Genomic DNA, 22,324 nt, shown 5'->3' with positions numbered 1-22,324 from the left:
AATATAGTGATTAATTGCTGAATACAGCAATCAATTGTTGGATTCAGTGACCGACGGGGGATGTCTCGTGGTGGCGCTGTGGCTCAGAATCCGCGAGGGTTGCGGCGGGCGAGCAGGTACCCGCGACGGGAACACAGAGCCGTCCAGGCTGCTTCGTTCACGCGGCTGAAGTTGCGGCCTCGCACGCGGCAGATGTGCTGCCACGCGTCGCGACTCACGAGATCTTCGGAGCTGACCGAGCCCGTGTTGATCGCACGGATGATCGCCGCGTCGGAGTTGCCCGAGGACTTGCCGAAGCCGAACATCAGAGCTCGCCTCGGAAGGCTCGGTGCTGGAGGGAGGCGAAGAGGGTGTCGAGGTGGTTCGCTGATACCGTGAGGCTTCGGCGCGCGGTCTCGCTCCGTGAAATCACGGTGCGAAACTCGTCCAACCGCCGGGCGGTCGGCATGGGCACTCGCAGGTTTGCGATGCTTCCCAGACTCAAGTTGGAGATGGTTGCAGTTACGGCAGAACCGTTCATCGCGGTCTGACCACGCCGAGAGTTCAACCAAGCGGCGAGCCACGCTGGATCCAGATGGTCGGTGAGTCGGACGATCGCCACAGCTTGGTTGCAGTTCATCTCTGGATCCGAGTTGCGTACGAGGGCAGCGCGGCCGACGGTTCCAGCAATGGAGATCAATACGTCGCCCGGTCGGATCTTCGAGCGGCCCAACGCATCATGTGTTCGGTGGTCGATGAACTTCGCATCGACCGTAGTGTCAACCCTCCCTCGTACGAGGTTCTGAACTCGCACGAGCGGAATACCGCTCTCACTAAACGCGAAGCCGAGTGTCGTGGGCGTCGCGCCCTTCGTAATCAGCTCAGCCAGGTCCCCGAGTCGTCGCGTCTCGGAGACTTGATCAAGCAGATTGTCGATGAGCTGGCTGTTCAGCGCCTCGACGGCCGCAATCGAAGTCCGCCGCCGCGACAGGAGCGCGTCAGCCTGGTCGAGGATGGCGACGATGCGGCGTTGTTCGGGGAGGGGTGGGAGGGGGATGGCCAGTCGATAGACGTCATCGCGGTTGAGGCCCGGGATTGCCGCGGACTTGTTCATCTCGCCGAGCCGCAGGCTCTTCAGCGTCCAATAGAGCCATTTCAGATCGGCTTGAGATGACGACTCATCAATGTAGTACGCGGTGTCAATTGCCCACGACGAGGCCTCCGTGTACCAGATCGATCCGATGGAGCCCTTGCGTCCGACGATGATCGACTTGCCGTCGACGAGGGCGCTGTCGTGGGAGCCGACAACGCCGCCGGAACCGAACACCTGAACTTTCCCGGGTTGACGGGCGTCCGCTTTGAGTGCCTTCCCATAGTTGAGTCGTGCGATGTCGCCAACTCGCACAGTCGGCCAACTCACGCGACGCCCTCCGCTTCGACAGGGTCCGCGAGCATGGTTCGAAGATTCCGGAGCCCATCCGCGATCTCGACCTCGAGTGCATCCAACTCATCGAGGATCTCCTCGGGGGAGCGGTGCTCGACCTCCTCGTGCTCGACCTCCTTGTAGCGGTTGATCGAGAGGTCGTAGCCGTTCGCGACGATCTCGTCTTTCGGCACGAGGAAGGACTGCGCGGTGCGGGGGCGTGCGTGCTCGTCGTTGCCTGGTTTCGACAGGCTCAACCAGCGATTCAGCACGTCGGGGAGGTCGTTCGCCTCGATCGGGGTGCGCTTGTCGTCGAGGGTGAAGCCGTCGGCGCGCACGTCGTAGAACCAGACCTCGTCGGTTCCGCCCGACGAGGTCTTCGTGAAGAAGAGGATCGCCGTCGAGACGCCGGTGTAGGGCTTGAATGTTCCGCTGGGAAGCTTCACGACGGCGTCGAGCTTGTGGTCCTCGACGAGCATCTTGCGCAGCGACTTGTGCGCGTTCGACGATCCGAAGAGCACCCCGTCGGGCACGATGACTGCGGCGCGCCCGCCGTTCTTCAGGAGCTTGATCATGAGCGCGAGGAAGAGCAGTTCGGTCTTCTTCGTCTTCACGACCTGCAGCAGATCTTTCGCGACGGTCTCGGAGTCGAGGCTTCCGGCGAACGGCGGGTTGGCCAGCACGAGCGAGTAGTCGGCGCTCGCCGGATGCCCCTCGGCGAGCGAGTCGCCGCGCTCGATCACGGGCTCTTCGACGCCGTGGAGCAGCATGTTCATGCTCGCGATGCGGGCCATGGAGGCATCCGAATCGAAGCCCGTGAACGCCTTGGTGTTGAAGAACGCGCGCACCGAGGCATCCGTCTCGACCTCGGGGTGGTGCTCGCGCAAGTACTCGACCGCCGAGATCAAGAAGCCCGCGGTGCCCACCGCGGGGTCGATGATACGGTCTTCGGGCGTCGGCGCCGCCATGTCGACCATGAGCTTGATGATGTGCCGGCTCGTGCGGAACTGGCCGTTCTGCCCACTCTGCGAGAGCTTCGCGAGCATGTATTCGTAGATGTCGCCCTTGGTGTCGCGGTCATCCATCGGGATGTCACGGAGCAGGTCGACGACCTTCGCGAGCAGCGCGGGCGTGGGGATCGTGAAGCGCGCGTCCTTCATGTTGCGCGCGTAGCTCGACCCGTCGCCGCCGAGGCGGCGGAGGAACGGGAAGACATGCTCGTCGACGATCTCGAACATCTCTTGCGGCGAGCGGTTGGTGAAGACCGACCAGCGCAGGTCGTCGAACGGGCGGGCGACTCGGCCCGTCTCGTCGAGCCCTTCAGGGAAGATGCGGCGCTGCATCGGCTCGCCCGTGCGGTTCGCGCGGCGCTCTTCGCGCGTGTGCAACTCATCGAGCCGGCGGATGAACAGCAGGTACGTGATCTGCTCGATCACCTCGACCGGGTTGGCGATGCCGCCCGACCAGAAGGCGTCCCAGACGCGATCGACTTTGCTGCGGAGTTCGCCGGTGACCAAGATGTGGTGCCTTTCGGAGGGGTGCTTGAAGCAGCGTAGTGCGGCCCGGTTCTCGACGGGAGCCGGGCCGCTGGCCGCGGTGCTACTGACGCTTGAGCTCGACCGTTGTCGTGACTCCGAGCGCGGTCACCTCGTAGCGGATGGTGTCGTTGTCGAACGAAAAGGTCTTCGTCGGGTCGCTCGAGGCGAGCAGCGCGCCCGAGGTCTTCTCGGTGTCGTTCTGCGAGTCCCACGAGAACGGTCCGGATACGGTCGGAGTCTCGAACGTGCCCGACCAGTAGAGCGCCTTCGTGTTTCCGCCGTCGCTCACCCAGAAGACCTCGATCGTGTCGGCGGTGATCGTCGCCGATTGGAAGCTCTCCTCGGATTTCTTGTTCGACTGCACCCACTCGCCGACCAGGTCGGCGGGCTGTGCGGGAGCCTCGTTCTCGGTGGCTCCCGTGCTCGTCCCATCGGTGCCGGCGGCGGTCGTCGCGCACCCCGCGAGTCCTGTGCCGAGCAGGGCGATCAGCGCGATCTGGGCGATTCCGGGGGTGACGCGTCGAGTCATTTCTTCTCCGTGTGCGATCGGTCTTCCGGGGGTTGGCATTCCTGACAGCGCGACCGACGCTATCTCTGGGCGCCGACATCGACCGAGTCGAAGGGGGCGGAGTGACCTGTTCTGGGGGCGCCGAGCGAGTCGATCATGGTTCGACGCAGCGGGAATACCCCCGCGCCCTCCGTGTTAAACCTGAGCGTACCCAACTCAAGTTCCCAAGGAGAACCAGGTGCCCGAAGACTTCAACGAGGCCGGCTCGAGCTCGTTCGACGAGTTTCTTGCCCGGTACCTTGCGGGTGAGCAGGCCAGGCAGGCTCGGTCGATCGACCTCAGCCGGTTCCTGACTGCGCGCACGCAGAGCATCCTGCAGCGTGCCGGACGGTTCGCACTCGAACGCGGCCAGACCGACCTCGACGCACTGCACATCCTGCGCGTGATCGTCGAGGACGAGGCGGTCAAGCAGGCGATCCAGCGCGTCGGGGCGAGCCCCGAGCGCATCATCACGGCGACCGAGCAGCGACTGCCCGCTGCCCTCGATCTCGACAAGCTCGATCAGCGGGACGCGATGAACGCGGCGACCATCACGCCGAGTGCGTCCCGTGCGCTGTTCCACAGCTACCAGGTCGCGCGCTCGAGCGGCTCGACCTACATCGACCCCGAGCACCTGTTCTTCGCGCTCGTGCTCGGTCAGGATGCCCCGGCCGGCCAGGTGCTCGCACGCGCGGGCGTGACGGCCGAGGCGCTGACGCAGCAGGTGCGCGAGACGATCCACGCGGGCGAGCCCGGCATCGACGAGTTCGACGCCGCCGCGGGCAACGCCGGCTCCGAGGCATCCGCGACCCCCATGCTCGACAAGTTCGGCACCGACCTCACCGAGATGGCCCGCGAGGGCGACCTCGACCCGGTCATCGGCCGCGTCGACGAGATCGAGCAGACGATCGAGATCCTTTCCCGCCGCACCAAGAACAACCCGGTGCTGGTCGGTGAGGCGGGCGTTGGCAAGACCGCGATCGTCGAGGGCCTCGCCCGCGCGATCGTCGAAGAGAGCGTGCCCGAGGCGCTGCTGGGCAAGCGCGTCATCTCGCTCGACCTGCCCGGCATGCTCGCCGGCACCCGGTACCGCGGCGACTTCGAAGAGCGGCTCACGAAGACCATGGAGGAGATCGCCGCGAACAAGGGCGAGTTCATCGTCTTCATCGACGAGATCCACACGGTCGTCGGCGCTGGCGGCTCGGGCGACGGCGGCACCGACGCGGGCAACATCCTGAAGCCGCGTCTCGCACGCGGCGACCTGCACCTCGTCGGCGCTACGACCCTCAACGAGTACCGCAAGATCGAGAAGGACCCAGCCCTCGAGCGCCGCTTCCAGCCGGTGCGCGTCGGCGAGCCCAGCATCGAGGACGCGGTGCTGATCCTGCAGGGGCTCAAGCCCGCCTACGAGCAGCACCACGGCGTCGAGTACACGGATGCCGCGATCCGCGCCGCGGTCGAACTCAGCGACCGCTACCTCAGCGACCGCGTGCTGCCCGACAAGGCGATCGACCTGATCGACCAGGCCGGCGCGCGACTGCGCCTCAAGCTGGGCGTGAAGGTCGACGTGAGCGAGCTGATCGCCCGTCTGGCGACCCTCGAGGCCGACAAGAACGCTGCGGTCACGGCCGAGCACTACGAGGAGGCGTCTCGGATTCGCGATGAGATCTCGAAGGTGCAGGATCGGCTGGATGCCGCGACCTCCGCTGGTCGAGTAGCGACGACGGAGCGTATCGAGACCCCGTCACCGGGTCTCGATACGGTCGCTGGCGCTCCCTACTCGACCAGCGACAACACGATCGACGAAGCTGAGATCGCCGCGGTGATCTCGCGCGCCACCGGCATCCCGGTGAACCGCCTCACCGAGACCGAGCGCGAGCGCCTGGCCGACCTCGAGGGCGAACTCCACGCCCGCGTGATCGGGCAGGACGACGCGGTGACCGCGGTCGCCAAGGCCGTGCGGCGCAATCGCACGGGCATGGGCGACGCCAAGCGCCCGGTGGGTTCGTTCCTCTTCCTCGGCCCGACCGGGGTCGGCAAGACCGAGCTCGCGAGGGCACTCGCCGACCAGCTGTTCGACGACGAGGGCGCGATCATCCGCTTCGATATGAGCGAGTTCGGCGAGCGTCACACCGTGTCGCGCCTGGTCGGTGCACCTCCCGGGTACGTCGGCTACGACGAGGCCGGACAGCTCACCGAGCGCGTGCGGCGCAACCCGTACTCGATCGTGCTGTTCGACGAGATCGAGAAGGCCCACCCCGACGTCTTCAACCTGCTGCTGCAGGTGCTCGACGACGGACGCCTCACCGACGGCCAGGGCCGCACGGTCGACTTCCGCAACACCGTGGTGGTCATGACCAGCAACCTCGGCAGCGAGTTCCTCGCCAGTAGGTCGGGCGCGCTCGGCTTCGTCGCCGGCACGGATGCCTCGGGCTTCTCGTCGGCAGACGATGTCAAGGCTCGCGTCATGGGCAAGGTGCGCGAGGCCATGCGCCCCGAGTTCCTGAACCGCATCGACGAGATCGTGCTGTTCCAGAAGCTCACGCAGCCCGAGATCGCGCAGATCGTGCGCCTCATGCTCGGCGCCACCGAGCGGCGCCTCGCGGCCCGCGAGGTCGCCATCGAGGTCACGGATGCCGCGGTCGAGTGGCTCGGCGCCCACGGTTACGAGCCCGAGTACGGCGCCCGTCCGCTGCGCCGCCTGATCCAGCGCGAGGTCGACGATCGCATCGCCGACCTGTTCGTCTCGGGCGACCTGGGCGACGGCGAGGCGGTGAAGGTGGATGCCTCGGGCGAGGCGCTCACCGTGGCATCCGTGCCGCGCGCCGTGCTCGACCGGCCCGTCGCGGCGTAGGCGCACCGCTTACCCGCACCCCGCGCGAACGCCCGGCCCCGTCAGGGGCCGGGCGTTCGTCGTGGGACCGACCCAGCTCCGTTTGGACGCGTTTCGGCGCCTCCTCCAGGAGGGCGGCGCCGAAACGCGTCCAAACGATGCAGGCGGTGGCATCGGGGTGGGCGACTCGCGTCATGATCCACGCGCTCGCATGTCTCTCAGGTATGGCGACGCACTTCGAGATCGTGCACGGGCCTCTGGGCGAGACCTCGATCCTGCCGTGCGCGTGCCCGCGTCAGGCCGACCACCCTCGACTGAACTCCGACACCGCACCAGTGCCGATCGTCGAGTCCGCAGCGCTCGAGCACGGTCGCCGCGCACGCCGGCAGCGACGTGCGGGGAGCGCGCTCGCCGCGTGGGTCGGAGGTCGCCCGTCGCACCCGGCGTGACGCACGATCCAGGAGCTGGGTGTGTCCGATCGGAGTCCCGGTCAGATCAGCCGAGCGCGCCGAACCCGATCACACTGCACACGGCGCCGACGATCAGCAGGATCGCCCCGCCGAACAGTCCGCACCAGAAGCTGCGGGCGGCCGTCGCCAGCGGCAGTCGCGTCGCGACGATCGCCACGATCGTCACGAGCACGCCGGCGACGGCGAAGATCGGCTGCGCGAACACCCAGGCCAGCGGGATGAAGTGGATACCGACCACGGCGAGGATCAGCGGTGCGTGCAGGTCGCTGCGTCCGCGTCTGCTCGCCCAGATCGCGAGGACGATCATCGCGATCACTTCGATCCAGAACACGACGATGTACGTGATGAATGCGGGTCCGCCCGGCTCGAGCGCGGTCGGCCCGCTCCAGTTCTTGATCGCGGCGGGGACGCTGAGGCCGACGAGCACGGCGCCGCCGAGGCCGATGACGGCGAGCACCACCCGCCAGATCCAGTGCTTCGGCGGGCGCTCCTGGGCCCATCCGCTCCAGATGAAGGCGGCGAGTCCGAAGATCGCCCCCGTCATCAACAGGTCTCGGGGGAATTCGGGATTGATCACGCCGAGACTCTAGGGCCTCGCCGACGCTACGCGGCGTCGGCGTGCCGGTGCACGACGCGCCAGGCATCGCCTTCGCGTCGATACACCTGCGTGACGCGCAGCGTGAAGGTGCGCGGCTCGCCGTCGACCGATGCGGTCATCCGCTCGTAGCCCACCGAGTAGGCCAGGTCGCCCACGACGTCGTACGAGATCAGGTCGAACGCCCAGTCGGTGCAGTCCGAGAAGCTCGTCGTGAGCACCTCGAACGCCTCCACGAGCGCCGCCCGACCGACGGCGTTGCGCCACGCCCCGAGCACGCTCACCGGTTCGGTCTGCGACCAGATCGCCCGTCGCGGCCCGTCGTCGCCGCTCATCATCGCCCGTTCGGCCGCTGCGTAGTCGCCGCCGAGCCAGGTCAGGAACTCCTCGCGATCGCTCATGACATCAGAATGCTCGGCTGCGGCGCCGACCACAATGGATGACACGACGCGAACGGATGTCTCGGAGCACGACGTGCGGCCGGGTCGCCGACGCGGTCGACGCCGCGCTCGCCGTCCACCCGCCCTGGGAGGGATCAGTGCCTGCCCGGATGTCATGACCTCACGGTTCCCCTAGCCTCCGAGCCATCCGGCTCACCGAGCGGATCGGAGGACGCGATGTTCGAGGATCTCGGCGCGAACTGGGATCGGTTCTACGCGCAGACGATCGAGCCGATGGTCGACCTGCTCGTCGCGGCGGCGCTGGTCTGGCTGACTGCGGTCGTGTGCGCGCGACTGCTCGCACCCGCGGTCACGAAGTGGAAGGTCTTCGGACGTGTCATGCCGCGCTGGGTGGGTCGGCTGCTGCGGGCGCTCGGCATGGTCGGGCTCATCGTCGGGGCCGGATGGCTGGTGGTCGCAGCCTCGATCGAGCAGTACCCGTTCGACGCGGTGGTCATCGTCGGGCCGACCGTGACTCTCGTGCTCGCGACGATCGTCTACGGCATCGGGCAGGCCACCAGGGCGCGCATGGATGTCATGGTCATCCAATCCGACGGGCAGCCGAACACCGCGCTCGCCACCGAACTCGCGATGCGCATGCGCGGCATGAACGCCGACGACCCCGAGGGCCGTGTCGAAGACCCGAGCGGATCCGACCTGAACGAGGTGCTCGCCGTCGCCGGCAGCACCGAGCACTGGGCGGTGCAGCTCGCCCGGGGTGCGGCGACCATGCTGCTCAACCTGCGGCCGTGGCGGCTCGAGCTCACGATCTTCGATGACCGCACCGCGCGCGCCCGGCTGCGGCGCAACGGCCTGCGTATCGCCGACGAGCAGCTCTCGTTGCCGCTGCCGCCGGTCGACGACGAGCACCCCGCCGAGTTGCTCATCCTCGCCGCCGCACTTGCCGCGACCACGGTCAGCGAGCACTATCCCGACATCCGAGGCCTCTACGGCGCTCGCGGCTGGCACGGCATCGGCCTGCTCAACCTCGCCGCGATCACCGACGGCGACGCGCACCGCGCGTACGTCGAGGCGGCGATCGAGGCCGACCCGTGCTGCGTGCTCATCGAGTACCAGGACGTGTTCGACCGCTACGACATCACCGACGCCGACGACCTCGTGCCCCTCATGGACCGGCTCGAGCCGATGATCCGCTTCGCGGCGGCGCTCAGCCGCATCGACGACGAGGCGCTTCGCACGATCGATCAGAAGCCCTGGCACCAGGCGCCCGAGCGCGGACGCCGCGAGCCGCGACTGCTGATGCTGCAGCTCATGATCCGCTACGCGACGGCCGTGCGGAACTGGTCGATGGAGCGGCAGCTCGCCGACGACTGGACCGCGCAGGACGTGCAGCGGCTCACCCGCGCGGCCGGCATCTTCGACCTGATGATGACGATGCTCGCGCGGCCCCGTCGCGCCGAGCGGGTGGTCGCGGGGGCATCGATCGAGCGGATGCGCCACCGCGCCGCCATGGGATGGACGCTGCTGCACGAGCAGCTCGAAGGCCTCGAGCGGCGGGCGCCCGAGCCGCCGGTCGCACCGGCCCGACCGGCCCAACCGGCCAAGCGCGCGGCCCTCGCCGAGCGCTGGGTCGCCGCCGCGGCCGAGTCGCCCGAGGTCGAGGTGCGGTATTCGTGGGCGTGCTATCTCGCACGGCGATCGAGCACCGGCACGCCGAACGGCGAGGTGAAGCAGATCGCCGACAAACTGCGACTCGTGTGCTGGTCGGGCTGGTACCAGGACGCGGCCCTCACCGACCCCGAGCTCGCACCTGTGGCCGGCCACGCGAAGGTGCGCAAGGCGGTACTGCAGCCGCTCGCGAGCGCGTGGGAGATCCAGCCGTTCACCGAGCACAAGACGTCGCTCGCCGCGAACGCCGTGCGATCGCCCGAACAGCTCGCGCGCTGGCGCGACGCCGATCGGCTCGCCGTGGCCCTCGGCATCGAGGAGGCCCACGCCGCCCGCCTGATCGACGCCGCGGTGCTGTTCGACGCGACGGTCACGGCTGCCGAACGGGTCGGCGTGCGCCGGCGCGACCTGCTGCGCGCGGCGAAGTGCCTCATCCAGACGCTCGGCCACGGCCCCGACTCGTTCCTGCGCGCCATGGCCGCCACACCCGATCTGCTCGGACTCACCGTCGGGCGCGCGATGTACTGGCGCCCGACCGGTGACGAGCGGGCGGTCACAGCGCGGTTCCTCGAGGCGGTTCGCGCGGCGCTCACCGAGGCATCCGTGCCCGCACCCGTGTGAATTCGCGAACCCCGCTCAGCGCCCGCGCTCGACCGCCCAGATCGCGAGCTCGACGCGATTGCGCAGCCCGAGCTTGGTGAGCACGTTCGCCACATGCGTCTTCACCGTGCTCAGCGAGAGGTGCAGCTCGCGACCGATCTCGGCGTTGCCGAGTCCGCGCGCGACGGCGGCGAGCACCTCCTCCTCACGGGCGGTGAGCGGCGTCGCGGGCTGCGCGGCGCGCTGCACACCCGGGGCGGGCGCCGACCCGGCGAAGGTCTCGATGAGCCGCACGGTCACGTTGGGATCGATGAGCGCGTCACCGCGGGCCGCGGCGTGCACCGCCTCGTACAGCATCGCGGCACCGGTGCCCTTGAGCAGGAACCCGCGGGCACCCGATCGCAGCGCGTCGTACACGTACTCGTCGAGGTCGAACGTCGTGATCACGACGACGGGCAGCGGGTCGGCCACGCCGGGCCCGGCGAGCTCGCGGGTCGCGGCGAGGCCGTCGAGCACCGGCATGCGGATGTCGAGCAGACAGACATCGGGCCGGATGCTCCGCGCCAGCGCGACCGCCTCGGCGCCGTCGGCGGCCTCGGCGACCACCTCGATGTCGGCATGCGCGTCGAGGATCACGCGCAGGCCCGTGCGCACCAGCTCTTGGTCATCGGCGATCAGCACTCGGATGCTCATGCGTCCTCCTGTCCGCGGTCGGCCCAGCCCGAACGCGGCAGCACCGCGGTGACGACCCAGCCGCCGCCCGGCGCCGGGCCGGTGCTGCAGGTTCCGCCCACCAGTGCCGCCCGCTCGAGCATGCCGGCGATGCCGTACCCGGGCGAAGCGGTCGGCGCGCTGCGCCCGTCGTCGCGCACGTCGAGCCGCACGCCGTCGTCGTCGATGCGCACGAGCACGTCGACGCGGGTCGCACCGGCGGCGTGGCGCCGCGCGTTGGTCACGCCCTCCTGCGCGATGCGGAACACGGTCGCGGCGACGGCCGGGGGCAGGGGAGCGGAGGAGACGTCGGCGGTTCGGTCAGGGTCGTCGTCGACGTGCACGTGCACGGGCGGTGCGGCGGCGCCGTTCTCGAGGGCCCGCACCGCGTCGAGGTCGGGTGCCGGCGCCAGCTCGGGGGCATCCGCTCGGCCGTCGTCGCGCCGGAGCATCCGCACCATCGATCGCATCTCATCCAACGTTCGCGACGCCTCGCCCTCGATGACGGCGAGCACCTCGGCCGCGCGCGCCGGATCGGCCGCCGCGACCGCACCGCCCGCCTGCGCCTGGATCGCGATCGCCGACACATGGTGCGCGACCGTGTCGTGCAGGTCGCGCGCGAGCCGCTCGCGCTCCAGCAGCCGCGCACGGTCGAGCTCGCGCACCCGGGCCGCGGCCCGCCAGCGCACCGCGAGGGCGATCGAGCAGGTCGTGACGATCACCGCGATCGCCCCGATCAGGTCGCCGACCTCGTTCGGCGCACGCAGGAAGGAGAGTGCGGTGCCGGCGATCACGAGCGCGCCGCCGCCGACCATCGCCCGGCCCGACCCCCACCGCAGCAGCGCGTACAGCAGCACCAGGAAGTACACCGCCGTGAACGACTCGGGTTCGCCGCCGACGATGAGGCCCGTCACGGTCGTCGTGCCGAACGCGATCGCGAGCATGGTGAACGGGCGCTGGCGACGCCAGAGCAGGGTGGCCGCGAGCGCGGCGAGCAGGATACCCCAGACCCAGCGCCACGGCAGCTCGGGCCGGGCGGATGCCTCGACGAGTGCGAGCACCGGCACGATCGCGACCAGCACCCAGTCGCGCCAGACCCGCCGTGGCGGCGACGGCACGGCGGCCGGCGCGTTCCACAGCGACCGCACGGCGCTCATGCCCTCATGATAGGAGCGCGCCCGCCCGCGCCGCTCGGCCTGCGGTTCGCCGTCCGCGCCGGATCGCGATCTCTGCGACCACCAGGTTGATCGCCCAGCCGGCGCCCATGAGCACCGCGTGCATCGCCTCGCCGGGCGGCCTGCCGACCGCGATCGTCCAGGGCAGGAAGGTGAGCACCTGCGTGCCCGCGCCGAGTCCGATGGCGTAGGCGCGCATCATCCACGCGCGGTGGGTGGACACGTCGCCGCGACGGATCGCGACGAACGCCACGATCAGGCCTGCGCACATCGCGATGCCGAGCCCCATCCGCATAGTCCACAGCGCCGGGCCGGCCGGGTGGGGGATCGAGTACGAGAGGGTCATCCAGATCGCCGACCCCGCCGAGGCGAGACCGGCGGGCGCGACGAGGCGACCCGACCGGCGATGCCAGCGCCGCCGCCGCAGCGACGGCGCGAACTGCAGCGCGCCGAGCACGAGGAACACGCTCGAACCGACGATGTGCACGACCACCGGTACCGGCGAGTCGACGAACCGCGCGTTCTCGGCGGTGACGGTGCCGCCCTGCGCGAGGCTCGAGATGCGGAACGCGCCCGCGAGGATCGGCACCAGACCGAGCGCGATGAGCCCCGCCGGGACGAGCCACCCGGGTCGGGCGCGGCCGGTACGTCGGGCGGGCGTCAGGGGCAGCGGTGCGGATGCCTCGGTCATGCCTCGATGCTCGCGGCGGCGACGGCGCGGCGCATCGGCCGGCCGGCCGCTTCGGTTCAGCCGATCGGCCGAGCGTGCGGCGCGGCCTCGAGCGACATGGTCACCTCGACGAGATCGCCGAACTCGAGGCCCTCGCGACGGCGCACGTCGGTCTTGATCGGCAGGATGTAGCCGTCGTCCTTCGGCCAGAGCGAGGTGGTCCACGCGGTGCGGCCGACGCGAGCGACGACCGGGATCATGCCCCAGCCGTACGTCACAACGGCGGCGACCTCGCCGATCGCCCCCGCGGCGTCGTCGGGCACGCTCACGAAGAGCCAGGGCGCGGGCCCGCGCCAGAACCACAGCTCGCCGCGGAAGGTGAACTCCATCGAGCGTCAGCGGTCGTCGCCCGAGGCGGGATCCTCGTCGGTGATCACTCCGGTCGGCTCGCTGTCGACGACGACGTGCTGCGAACCGAGCGTCGCGGCGAGCTCGCGGCCCGCGTCGACCGCCTCGTCGCGACTCGCGTAGCTCTGCGACAGTTCGGGCGAGCCCTCGACGCGGTTCTCCCACTGCCCGCGATTCGAGCGCGTCTCGACATCTCCATCGGCCATCGTCGTCCCCTCCCGAAGCGGGCCGCCGTCGACCCTCACCGCGACCCTACGCCCGTGCGATGATCGGCGGATGGGGGTTGCGTCGTCGGCGGTGCCGGTCTGCGTCGTCGTCGACGTCGCGAACGTGATGGGCTCGCGGCCCGACGGGTGGTGGCGCGACCGCGCGGGCGCAGCGACGCGGCTGATCGCCGGGATGCCCGCGCTGGTCGGTCGGGTCGTCGACGGACCGGATGCCGCGGCCGGCCCGGCGCGGATCGATCGCGTGATCGCCGTCGTCGAGGGCGCCGCCCGGTCGGCGACTGCGCCCGAGGGAATCGAGGTCGTGCGCGCACCCGCCGACGGCGACGGCAGCATCGTCGCGGTCGTCGACGAGCTCACGCGGGCGGGCGGCGCGAGCCGCGTCCTCGTCGTCACGGCCGATCGTGGGTTGCGCGCACGGCTCGCCGACGGCGTGGTCGTGGCCGGTCCGAACTGGCTGAACGCACTGCTCGGGCGGTGAGACGCGGGCTCGTGACATCCGATACGTTGCATGATCACGCTGGGCTGCAATCCTGTCCGATCAGATCTGCGAGGTCTTCGCCGCACTCGCCGAGCCGTTCGAGCTCAGCCTGCCACCGCGTCGCGGCACATCGCTGTGCTCGAACGCGCCGGGTTCGGCACGCCGTTGCGAAAACAGGATGAGCTGGGTCATCCCGATGCTGTGAGCCGGATGTCGCGGCTCATCCTGTTTTCGCACCTCGACGATGCGTGGTACCGGCCGGATGAGCGCGGCCGCGGCGGATTCGGTCGAAGGGCCTGCGGTTGTTAGCATCCACCGGTGAAGATCCTCCGCCGGGTGCTCGTCGTCGTCGCCGTCACCCTCCTCGTCGTCATCGCCGGAGCCGTCGGCGTGTACTGGTGGCAGCGCCCCATGCTCCTGACCGGCACCGGGTACGCCGCCCACAACGCCTGCGCGGTGAACGAGGTCGCGGGCCGCGACGACCCCGCCTCCGACCTGCCGCCGAACCCGCTCGTGCCCTACCTGCGGGTCGACGGCGCGGGCGACCCGACGAGCGGCACGCTGCTCGGCGTGCTCGCCCGGCAGCAGGCGTGGTTCACCGAGGGCTTCGGCTGCACGCTCGCCGGCGACCGGCCGGCGCTCGGCGAGGCATCCGTCATCTCGTCCGACGGCAACCCGTTCGCCGAGGCATCCGCACCCGAGGCGACTCCCGCCCTCGAGGCCGCCCTCGACGGCGCCTTCGGCGCCGGCCTCTCGGCAGCCGACGCCGATGCCCTCGGCACCCGCGCCGTCGTGATCGCGAAGGGCGGCGAACTCGTCGCCGAGCGTTACGCCGACGGGTTCGACTCCGACACGCCGCAGCTCGGCTGGTCGATGTCCAAGAGCGTCACCGACCTCATGGTCGGCGTGCTCGCGAAGCAGGGCGTCGTATCGCTCGACGACGACCACCTGCGCCCCGAGTGGACCGACGGTCGCGCCGACATCACCGTCGAGCAGCTGCTGCGCATGACCAGCGGTCTCGAGTGGGACGAGACCTACGACCTCGGCACGCCGATCACGCGCATGCTCTACCTCGAGCCCGACATGGGCGGGTTCGTCGCGAGCCTGCCGCTCGAACACGAGCCCGGCACCGTGCAGGAGTACTCGAGCGGGTCGACGACCCTGCTCTGCGCCGTGCTCGCCGAGCGCACCGGCCTCGGCGCCGACCTGCCGCGGCAGACGCTGCTCGGCCGGCTCGGCCTCGCGTCGGCGGTGTTCGAGCCCGACGCGGCCGGCACGCCCGTCTGCTCGTCGTACCTCTGGATGACCCCGCGAGACTGGGCCGCGATCGGCCAGTTCGCGTTGCAGAACGGCGAGTGGAACGGCGAGCAGCTGCTGCCCGACGATTGGATGGCCCGCTCGCTCGACGTGCTGCCCGTCGACGCGACCGACGACCCCGGCTTCGGCATGTCGTGGCGCACCAACGTGCTTCCCGGCGGCGACCTGCGCTGGCCCGAGCTGCCCGAGGACACCTACTACGCCGCAGGCCACGACGGCCAGAAGGTGCTCGTGGTGCCGTCGGAAGACCTCGTCGTCGTGCGCATGGGCTTCACCCCCTCGTACGACGAGGACCCGTCGGTGGTGCAGCTCGTCGCCGCGGCGGTCGCCGCCCTCGGCTGACGCCGCGCCCGCGACCGTGTACGCGTGCGGTGGTGCGCCCGTGCGCTGGTGCGCTCGCGCGGTGGTGCGCCCGTGCGCCCGTGCGCCCGTGCGCTCGCGCGGTGCGTTTTTCAGGCGTAATGGGTCGGATCGGCGCGCTCGACGGCGTGTCTTCCTGAGAAACGTGCGGAACAGACGGGTGGTTCCTGAGAAAAGCGTTGGGGTGCGGGTTGCAGGCCGGGGGCGGGCGGGGCTCAGATGACGACGTCGATGTCGTCGGCGAGCGGCAGGCCCGCGTACTCGGCGTCGACGAGGATCGGCAGGTGATCGGATGACCCGCGCGGCAGCGTCTGCACGCGGCGCATCTCGAACCCGGCCGAGGTGGCGAAGTCGTAGTGACCGCGGAAGAACTTGTACCGCGTATAGGTGCGGCTGTCACTGAGGGTCAGCTCGTACCCGGCCTCCTGCACCTTGTCGGCGAGGTTCTCTTTGAAGACGGGGTAGTTGTAGTCGCCCACCATGAGCGTCGGCAGCCCCGGCCCGAGGAACTGCAGTTCACCGAGCGCCGAGCGGATCTGATGGCGACGCAGCGAGTTCAGCGCGGTGAGCGGTGCCGCGTGGAACGACGCGACGATCAGCTCGCGTCGCCCGTGCGCGAGGTCGACCATGCGGGCGCCGAGCAGCCGCTCGTGCGCGGGGCGCAGGATGCGGTCGTGCAGGGACTTCTTGAGGGCGAAGGCCCGCATCGCGCGTGGCTCGAGACGCTCGGGGTTGAAGTACATCGCGAGGCCCAGGCGGTTGCCGGTCGTCGAGTGCGCGAGGCGGAGGCGCCCGACCTCTTCGGCGAGGGCGCCCGTGTCGCACTCCTGCAGGCAGATGACGTCGGGCTGGTAGCGCTCGTCGAGCGCCGCGAGTTCGGAGATCGCGCGGTGCTTGCGGAGGTTGTAGCTGATCACCAGCATCACCTCAGCCTACGGCGGCCGGACGGCGCGCGACCCCGGGTTGACCGCGAATCCGCCGTGCGTTCACCGTGGGCTCACCTCGCTTCGCCGGTCGTTAGCATGACGCCATGGACCTGCGAGGACTCATCGCGTACGTGAACCGCGAGCGGTACGGGGTGGTCGCGACGACCGGGCGAGACGGCGCGCCCGGCGCCGCGTACCTGCCGTTCGCGGCGACCGACGCCGGCGAGTTGGTGTTCGACACCAAGCCCGATTCGCGCAAGGTGGCGAACCTTCGCGCCGACGGCCGGGTCGCGGTCGTGATCGGCGGCCCGTCGGGCACGACGCTGCAGGCCGAGGGCGTGGCCGACTTCCCCGAGGGCGACGAGCGATCGCGCTGCGTGGACGCGTACCTCGCGACGTATCCCGAGTTCGCGGGCTCGGTTCGCGGCGGCGGCGTCGAGGTCGTTCGGGTGCGGCTCGCCTGGGCGCGCTTCGGCGACTTCCGCACCGCGGCAGCCCAGGTCGCGGAGGTCGACCTGGGCTGAGCGCGGCGGGGCCGGCCGGGCTCAGGAACGCAGCCCGGCGAAGAAGGCGCGAAGGTCGGATGCCACGACCTCGGGCGCCTCGAGGGCGGCGAAGTGCCCGCCGTCGTCGAACCGGCTCCAGTGCACGATGCGGTCGTTGTCGCGCTCGGCGAACACCCGGATCGTCTGGAAGTCGTCGGCGAACACCGCGACGCCCGTTGGCGCGTGGTTCACGGCGGGCTCCGAGGCATCCTGCGCGTTCTCGTAGTAGGCGCGCGACATGCCGGCCGCCGAGTTGGTGAACCAGGCGACGCTCACCGCGGCGAGGATCGCGTCGAGCGGCACCTTCGAGGTGCCGTTGCCGAACGACTCGAACAGCTCGCTGTACGCGAGCAGCCCGACGGGGGAGTCGCTGAGGGCGGCCGCGATCGTCTGCGGGCGCGACGCGTTCATCGTGTTGTAGCCGCCGACGCGCTGGAACCACTGCATGTGCTCGAGGCCGGCGTAGTCGGCGGGCGTCAGGTGCTCGAACTCGCTCGGGTCGCCCGACGGGAACGAGAACAGCTGCAGCACGTGCAGGCCGAGGAATCCCTCGGGTTCTGCCAGTCCCAGCTCGCGCGCGACCATCGCACCGTTGTCGGAGCCGTGCACGCCGTACTGCTCGTAGCCGAGGGCGCGCATGAGCGCGTCGTAGGCGCGGGCGACGCGGGCGGTCGTCCACCCCGGCTCGCACACCGGGTTCGAGAAGCCGAAGCCCGGGGCATCCGGGATGACGACGTGGAACGCGTCCTCGGCCCGCCCGCCGTGCGCGACCGGGTCGACGAGCGCGTCGATGACGTCGAGGTAGTCGATCGCCGAGCCGGGGTAGGTGTGCGCGAGCAGCAGGGGCGTCGCCTGCTCGTGCTTCGAGCGCACGTGCAGGAAGTGGATCGGCTGCCCGTCGACCTCGGCGATGAAGTTCGGCACCGCGTTGATGCGGGCCTCGACCGCGCGCCAGTCGAACTCGCGCCAGCGGGCGACGGCGTCGGCGAGGTAGTGGTTCGGGGTGCCGGTCTCCCAGGTATCGCCGGGCGCGGGCTGCGGGAGGCGGGTGCGGGCGAGGCGGTCGGCGAGGTCGTCGAGGTCGGCCGGCGGGACGGCGACGGTGAAGGGGCGGATGGCTGCGATGTTCATGTCTCCGAAGGTACGATCCAAACAGGAACGGATGATTCCTGATTCGCAAGATTCGTTCCGCCGGACTCGGAGGGAGCCGCCCATGGCCGAAGCCGCCGCCCGCCTGCTCGCACTGCTCGCGCTGCTGCAATCTCGGCCGTCGTGGACGGGGCCCGAACTCGCGGGGCGCCTCGACGTGTCGACCCGGACCGTCCGCAACGACGTCGAGCGGCTGCGCGGGCTCGGGTACCCGGTCGATGCGGTGCGCGGTGCCGCCGGCGGCTACCGGCTCGGGGCGGGCGGCCGCATGCCGCCCCTGCTCCTCGACGACGAGGAGGCGGTCGCGGTCGCGATCGGGTTGCGCGCGGTGAAGGGCGTGGCGGGCGTCGCCGAATCGGGCGCGCGGGCGCTCGCCAAACTCGAGCAGGTGCTGCCCGCGCACCTTCGCCCGCTCGTCGAGGCGGTCACGCAAGTCGTCGACCATGCGCCCGAGAACACCGGTACCGATGCCCCCGACCCCGAGGTCGACCCCGCGGTGCTGCAGGCGGTCGCGACCGCCATCCGCGCCGCCGAGTGGTTCCGCTTCGACTACCGCGGCGAACCCACCCTGGTCGAGCCGTACCGCCTCCTCGCGTGGCAGCGCCGGTGGTACCTGGTCGGCCGCGAGCCCGAGTCGGGCAGGTGGGACGTCTTCCGCGCCGACTGGGTCGCCCCGCGCATGCCCACGCGCCGGCGGTTCACGCCGCACCTCGTGCCCGGCGGCGACTACACCGCGTTCACGATGCGGCAGGTCGCCGCGAGCGGCTGGAACGTGCACGCGAGGCTGCGGGTGGATGCCCCGGCCGAGGCCGTACTCGAGCGCATCCACCCCGCCGTCGGCGTGGTCGAGGCGGTGTCCGACGAGACCTCGGTGCTCGTGACCGGCGCCGACACGCTCGAGACGGTCGCGGCGTATATCGGCATGCTCGGTATGCCGTTCACGGTCGAATCGCCGGTGGAGTTGCGAGCGCACCTGGGCCGGCTCGCGGAGGTCTACGCACGGGCGGCGTCGACGAGGTAAGGTAAGCCTCACCTGTCCTGTCACCCGGAGGAACCCGTGGCCTCGAGCAATATCGCCATCACGCACGCCGAGACCGGCCTCGTGACCGCCGACGTGGTGCGCGCCGAGCGCATCTCGCCGCACTTCGTGCGCCTGACGATCAGTGGCGACCAGCTCGCCGGGTGGCGGCACGTCGGGTTCGACCAGTGGTTCCGCCTCGCGGTGCCGACGAGCGACCACACCCGATTCGACAACCTCTCCGAGACCTACGACACCGCGGGCTACCTCAAGTACCTGATGCTGCCGAAGTCGACGCGGCCGGTCATCCGCAACTACACGGTGCGCGAGTTCCGCCGCGAGACCCGCGAACTCGACATCGACTTCGTCGTGCACGGCGATGCCGGCGTCGCGGGCCCGTGGGCCGAGAGCCTGCCGGTCGGGGCGACCGTCGCCCTCATCGACCAGGGCTGCGGCTACCGCCCGGTCGCCGACGCCGACCGCGTGCTGCTCGTCGGCGACGAGAGCGCGCTGCCCGCGATCGCCGGCATCCTGCGCGACCTGCCCCGCGACGCGCGCGGGCACGCGGTGATCGAGGTGCCCGACCTCGACGACCGCCGGCCGGTCGAGGCGCCCGACGGCGTCGAGGTGCACTGGGTCGATCGCGGCAGCAGCGCGCACGCGGGTGCTGCGGCGCTCGCGCGGGTGCACGAGCTCGAGCTGGATGCCTCGCTCGACGCGTTCGCCGCGGGCGAGTCGAAGCTCGCGACGGGCGTGCGGCGCCATCTCGTCAACACCGTCGGGGTCGCCAAGCCGAACATCGACTTCTGCGGGTACTGGCGGCACTGAGCACTGGGCGTGGCGCCCAAGTACCCGCGCATCGCCGGACGCTGGCAGGATCAGGAGCTGTTCCAACTGCTCGCGCGCGACCGCGACGCCTGACGGCCGCATGGCCGGAGCCTCCGTGTCACAACGAGGCGAGGCATCCGGTCGCAGTGGGTGAAGGCAAGGGAGGGGACCAGCCATGAAGATCGCCGTCGCCGGAGGAACCGGGCTGCTGGGCACCAAGGTCGTGCGCGTCGCGCGCGAGCGCGGGCACGAGGTCGTCGTGCTGTCGCGAGCGACGGGGGTCGACCTCGTCAGCGGCGAGGGCCTGGCCGACGCGCTCGCCGGCGTCGATGCCGTCATCGACGTGAGCAACCGCACCACGCTGAAAGCCGACGACGCGGTCGCGTTCTTCACGACCGCGACCCGTTCGCTGCACACCGCCGAACAGGCCGCCGGCGTCGGCCACCACGTCGCGCTCTCGATCGTCGGCGTCGATCGGGCGCCGTACGCGTATTACGCGGGCAAGCTCGCGCAGGAGCGCGAGGTCGAGTCGGGTCAGGTGCCCTGGACGCTGCTGCGGGCGACGCAGTTCCACGAGTTCGCCGAGCAGATGCTCGACCGGTTCTCGTTCGCCGGCCTGCACCTCGCGCCGACGGCGCGCACCCAGCCGGTCGCGGCCGACGACGTCGCGGCGCGGCTCGTCGACCTCGCCGAGGGTGAGCCGGCCGGTCGGGTCGCCGACCTCGCGGGGCCCCGCGAGGAGCAGCTCGTCGACATGGTGCGCAAGGTGGCCGCGGCGCGCGGCCTGCGCGGTCCGGTCGTGCCGATCACCGTGCCCGGCAAGCAGATGGCCGCGATGCGGCGCGGCGACGTGCTGGCGGGCCCCGGCGCGCAGCTCACCACCCTCTCGTTCGATGAGTGGCTCGCCGCGCCGCCGGCGAACTGAACCCAGCTCCCTATCGAATGTTTCCGTTCGAACGGAGTGCGTCCGTTCGTGCGGAAACCTCCCGTTCGAACGGAAACACTCGGCGGGTACGGGTACGGGTACGGGTACGGGGACGGGGAAGGGGAGGGGGAGGGGACGGAAAGGGGGAGGGGACGGGAAGGGGGTCAGGCCGGGAACGCCGCGGTGAGCAGGCGTTCACGCAGCGCGTTCGCGCGCTCGGCGAACCGGCGCTGCCGGCGCACGTACTCGGCTTTGCCCTCCGGTGTCTCGATGCGCACGGGCACGCCGCCCCAGGCGGCCGCGTCGTAGGGCGACGCCTCCATGTCGAGGGTGCGGATGTCACGGGCCAGCTCGAACGCGTCGAGCAGGAGCTCGCCCGGCACGAGCGGACCGAGCTTCACCGCCCACTTGTAGACGTCCATGCCGGCGTGCAGGCAGCCGGGCTGCTCGAGTTCGGGCTGGGTCTCGCGGGTCGGCGCGAACCGATTGCGCGGCACCGCTTCGGGCGTGAAGAAGCGGAACGCGTCGATGTGGGTGCAGCGCAGGTCGTGCGTCTCGACGACCTCATCGGTGCCGGCCCGACCGAGCCGCAACGGCACCGCATGTCGGTGCTCGGCCTGCCGGTAGACCATCGCCCACTCGTGCAGCCCGAAGCATCCGAACGATGCGGGGCGGGCGGCCGTGAGCCGCAGGATCTTCTCGATCGACCGCAGCATCGGGGCCTTCTCGGCGCGCACGGCGGCGTCGTCGACGACGAGCGATCCGGGCGCGGAACCCGGCGCGTACCAGCGCCAGGCGGCGCGCGGTTCGCCGGCGGCGTCGGGGAGCTCGACACCGGCGCCGGGATGCCAGCGACGCAGCAGGCCCGGCGAGTAGGCGTAGTAGGTGAACAGGAAGTCCTCGACCGGATGCGTCGCTCCGCGCGAGGTGCGTTCGCGGCGCGCGGCGGTGAGCGCATCGGCGCGCGCCGCGTGCGCGGCCTCACGGGCGCGCCATTCGGTCGGGGTCACCCCACGAGGGTACGCGTCGAGGCTGTGCGTCGACCCTTCCGCCGGATGCTCCGGAGGGGCAGACTTGGGCCATGACCGGTGCATTCGACGACGAGACCGACGAGCGCGAGCCGACGAGACGACTCGACAAAGAGGAGTGCTGGCAGCGCATCGTGGCCTCCCCGTTCGGGCGCATCGCGACGACCGCAGCGGGTGAGGTCGACATCTTCCCCGTCAACCACGGGGTCGACGGCGAGACGATCGTGTTCCGCACGGCACCCGGGTCGAAGCTGCTCGAGATCATGGTGCACTCGCACGTCGCCTTCGAGGTCGACGGCTACAGCGACTCCGAGGCGTGGAGCGTGGTCGCGAAGGGCGACGCCGAGGAGTTCACGTCCGAGCACGAGATCGAGTCCGCCGAGCGGCTCGGTGTGCGGCCGTGGGCACCCGAGCACAAGGACCGCTGGGTGCGCATCACGGTCACCGAGGTGCACGGGCGGTCGTTCCGGCGCTGACGCGGCGCCTGCGGTGACGGCGGGGTCTG

25 protein-coding genes are annotated in these 22,324 nt (G+C 70.5%); 10 read left to right on the top strand and 15 right to left on the bottom strand.

The window, feature by feature from the left end; genetic code table 11:
- Positions 1–83: 83 nt before the first annotated feature.
- The 4 genes from FLP10_RS04735 to FLP10_RS04720 all read right to left on the bottom strand — a co-directional run bounded on the left by FLP10_RS04735 (position 84) and on the right by FLP10_RS04720 (position 3,469).
- A complete protein-coding gene (locus tag FLP10_RS04735; protein WP_149159829.1) occupies positions 84–305 on the bottom strand; it encodes a hypothetical protein in 222 nt (73 codons plus the stop codon).
- Positions 305–1,399 (bottom strand): restriction endonuclease subunit S, encoded by a 1,095-nt coding sequence (locus tag FLP10_RS04730; RefSeq protein ID WP_149159828.1) that lies wholly within the window; start codon positions 1,397–1,399, stop codon positions 305–307. Before FLP10_RS04730 ends, FLP10_RS04735 begins: the two co-directional genes overlap by 1 nt.
- The gene (locus FLP10_RS04725) at positions 1,396–2,919 is read right to left on the bottom strand and encodes a type I restriction-modification system subunit M (RefSeq protein ID WP_149159827.1); all 1,524 of its coding nucleotides are present in this window, start codon (positions 2,917–2,919) and stop codon (positions 1,396–1,398) included. Before FLP10_RS04725 ends, FLP10_RS04730 begins: the two co-directional genes overlap by 4 nt.
- An 82-nt stretch (positions 2,920–3,001) precedes the next feature.
- Positions 3,002–3,469, bottom strand: a complete 468-nt coding sequence (locus FLP10_RS04720) for a hypothetical protein (protein ID WP_210418474.1) — start codon at positions 3,467–3,469, stop codon at positions 3,002–3,004.
- Positions 3,470–3,686: 217 nt separating this feature from the next.
- Between FLP10_RS04720 and FLP10_RS04715 the strand changes: the two genes are divergently transcribed.
- A complete protein-coding gene (locus tag FLP10_RS04715; RefSeq protein WP_149159826.1) occupies positions 3,687–6,341 on the top strand; it encodes an ATP-dependent Clp protease ATP-binding subunit in 2,655 nt (884 codons plus the stop codon).
- Positions 6,342–6,544: 203 nt separating this feature from the next.
- A complete protein-coding gene (locus tag FLP10_RS04710; RefSeq protein ID WP_149159825.1) occupies positions 6,545–6,769 on the top strand; it encodes a hypothetical protein in 225 nt (74 codons plus the stop codon).
- Positions 6,770–6,815: 46 nt separating this feature from the next.
- On the opposite strand, the gene FLP10_RS04705 is transcribed toward FLP10_RS04710, so the two are convergent.
- On the bottom strand, positions 6,816–7,367 hold the full coding sequence (locus tag FLP10_RS04705) for a hypothetical protein (protein ID WP_149159824.1): 552 nt from the start codon (positions 7,365–7,367) through the stop codon (positions 6,816–6,818).
- A 26-nt stretch (positions 7,368–7,393) separates the two neighbouring features.
- Positions 7,394–7,786: a nuclear transport factor 2 family protein gene (locus FLP10_RS04700; RefSeq protein ID WP_149159823.1), complete on the bottom strand. Its 393-nt coding sequence runs from the start codon at positions 7,784–7,786 to the stop codon at positions 7,394–7,396.
- Between the two features lie 216 nt (positions 7,787–8,002).
- Here FLP10_RS04700 and FLP10_RS04695 point away from each other — a divergent pair, with 216 nt between their 5' ends.
- Complete coding sequence (locus FLP10_RS04695) at positions 8,003–10,075, top strand: hypothetical protein (RefSeq protein WP_149159822.1); 2,073 nt, start codon at positions 8,003–8,005, stop codon at positions 10,073–10,075.
- Between the two features lie 15 nt (positions 10,076–10,090).
- Here FLP10_RS04695 and FLP10_RS04690 read toward each other — a convergent pair whose 3' ends face one another.
- The 5 genes from FLP10_RS04690 to FLP10_RS04670 are packed head-to-tail and all read right to left on the bottom strand — an operon-like array spanning position 10,091 to position 13,224.
- Positions 10,091–10,747: a response regulator gene (locus FLP10_RS04690; protein ID WP_149159821.1), complete on the bottom strand. Its 657-nt coding sequence runs from the start codon at positions 10,745–10,747 to the stop codon at positions 10,091–10,093.
- Positions 10,744–11,922, bottom strand: a complete 1,179-nt coding sequence (locus FLP10_RS04685) for a sensor histidine kinase (protein WP_149159820.1) — start codon at positions 11,920–11,922, stop codon at positions 10,744–10,746. Before FLP10_RS04685 ends, FLP10_RS04690 begins: the two co-directional genes overlap by 4 nt.
- A gap of 4 nt (positions 11,923–11,926) precedes the next feature.
- Entirely contained in the window at positions 11,927–12,631 is a 705-nt protein-coding gene (locus FLP10_RS04680) for a DUF2306 domain-containing protein (protein WP_149159819.1), read from the bottom strand.
- 56 nt (positions 12,632–12,687) lie between these two features.
- Positions 12,688–12,999, bottom strand: coding sequence for a DUF1905 domain-containing protein (locus FLP10_RS04675; protein ID WP_149159818.1), 312 nt, complete (start codon positions 12,997–12,999; stop codon positions 12,688–12,690).
- Positions 13,000–13,005: 6 nt separating this feature from the next.
- The gene (locus tag FLP10_RS04670) at positions 13,006–13,224 is read right to left on the bottom strand and encodes a DUF2188 domain-containing protein (protein ID WP_149159817.1); all 219 of its coding nucleotides are present in this window, start codon (positions 13,222–13,224) and stop codon (positions 13,006–13,008) included.
- 70 nt (positions 13,225–13,294) lie between these two features.
- Between FLP10_RS04670 and FLP10_RS04665 the strand changes: the two genes are divergently transcribed.
- Positions 13,295–13,723, top strand: coding sequence for a hypothetical protein (locus FLP10_RS04665; protein ID WP_149159816.1), 429 nt, complete (start codon positions 13,295–13,297; stop codon positions 13,721–13,723).
- A gap of 60 nt (positions 13,724–13,783) precedes the next feature.
- Here the strand turns inward: FLP10_RS04665 and FLP10_RS04660 are convergent, their stop codons facing one another.
- Complete coding sequence (locus FLP10_RS04660) at positions 13,784–14,035, bottom strand: hypothetical protein (protein WP_149159815.1); 252 nt, start codon at positions 14,033–14,035, stop codon at positions 13,784–13,786.
- Between the two features lie 6 nt (positions 14,036–14,041).
- Here FLP10_RS04660 and FLP10_RS04655 point away from each other — a divergent pair, with 6 nt between their 5' ends.
- On the top strand, positions 14,042–15,382 hold the full coding sequence (locus FLP10_RS04655) for a serine hydrolase domain-containing protein (RefSeq protein ID WP_149159814.1): 1,341 nt from the start codon (positions 14,042–14,044) through the stop codon (positions 15,380–15,382).
- A 233-nt stretch (positions 15,383–15,615) separates the two neighbouring features.
- Here FLP10_RS04655 and FLP10_RS04650 read toward each other — a convergent pair whose 3' ends face one another.
- Positions 15,616–16,323, bottom strand: a complete 708-nt coding sequence (locus FLP10_RS04650) for an endonuclease/exonuclease/phosphatase family protein (RefSeq protein WP_149159813.1) — start codon at positions 16,321–16,323, stop codon at positions 15,616–15,618.
- A 107-nt stretch (positions 16,324–16,430) separates the two neighbouring features.
- Between FLP10_RS04650 and FLP10_RS04645 the strand changes: the two genes are divergently transcribed.
- Positions 16,431–16,850, top strand: coding sequence for a pyridoxamine 5'-phosphate oxidase family protein (locus FLP10_RS04645; RefSeq protein WP_149159812.1), 420 nt, complete (start codon positions 16,431–16,433; stop codon positions 16,848–16,850).
- Positions 16,851–16,871: 21 nt separating this feature from the next.
- On the opposite strand, the gene FLP10_RS04640 is transcribed toward FLP10_RS04645, so the two are convergent.
- Entirely contained in the window at positions 16,872–18,002 is a 1,131-nt protein-coding gene (locus FLP10_RS04640; protein ID WP_149159811.1) for an epoxide hydrolase family protein, read from the bottom strand.
- 82 nt (positions 18,003–18,084) lie between these two features.
- On the opposite strand from FLP10_RS04640, the gene FLP10_RS04635 reads away from it, so the two are divergent.
- The 3 genes from FLP10_RS04635 (at position 18,085) to FLP10_RS04625 (ending at position 20,791) form a co-directional block, all read left to right on the top strand.
- Complete coding sequence (locus FLP10_RS04635) at positions 18,085–19,041, top strand: helix-turn-helix transcriptional regulator (RefSeq protein ID WP_149159810.1); 957 nt, start codon at positions 18,085–18,087, stop codon at positions 19,039–19,041.
- A gap of 36 nt (positions 19,042–19,077) precedes the next feature.
- Positions 19,078–19,866: a siderophore-interacting protein gene (locus FLP10_RS04630; RefSeq protein ID WP_149159809.1), complete on the top strand. Its 789-nt coding sequence runs from the start codon at positions 19,078–19,080 to the stop codon at positions 19,864–19,866.
- A gap of 175 nt (positions 19,867–20,041) precedes the next feature.
- Positions 20,042–20,791: an SDR family oxidoreductase gene (locus FLP10_RS04625; RefSeq protein ID WP_149159808.1), complete on the top strand. Its 750-nt coding sequence runs from the start codon at positions 20,042–20,044 to the stop codon at positions 20,789–20,791.
- A 164-nt stretch (positions 20,792–20,955) separates the two neighbouring features.
- Here the strand turns inward: FLP10_RS04625 and FLP10_RS04620 are convergent, their stop codons facing one another.
- A complete protein-coding gene (locus FLP10_RS04620; protein ID WP_149159807.1) occupies positions 20,956–21,801 on the bottom strand; it encodes a 3-methyladenine DNA glycosylase in 846 nt (281 codons plus the stop codon).
- A gap of 71 nt (positions 21,802–21,872) precedes the next feature.
- On the opposite strand from FLP10_RS04620, the gene FLP10_RS04615 reads away from it, so the two are divergent.
- The gene (locus FLP10_RS04615; protein WP_149159806.1) at positions 21,873–22,295 is read left to right on the top strand and encodes a pyridoxamine 5'-phosphate oxidase family protein; all 423 of its coding nucleotides are present in this window, start codon (positions 21,873–21,875) and stop codon (positions 22,293–22,295) included.
- Positions 22,296–22,324 lie beyond the last annotated feature (29 nt).

Source organism: Agromyces intestinalis, from assembly GCF_008365295.1.
Lineage (GTDB): Bacteria > Actinomycetota > Actinomycetes > Actinomycetales > Microbacteriaceae > Agromyces > Agromyces intestinalis.
Note: the sequence above shows the minus strand (reverse complement) of the source record. Positions and strands in the feature narration are given on the sequence as shown.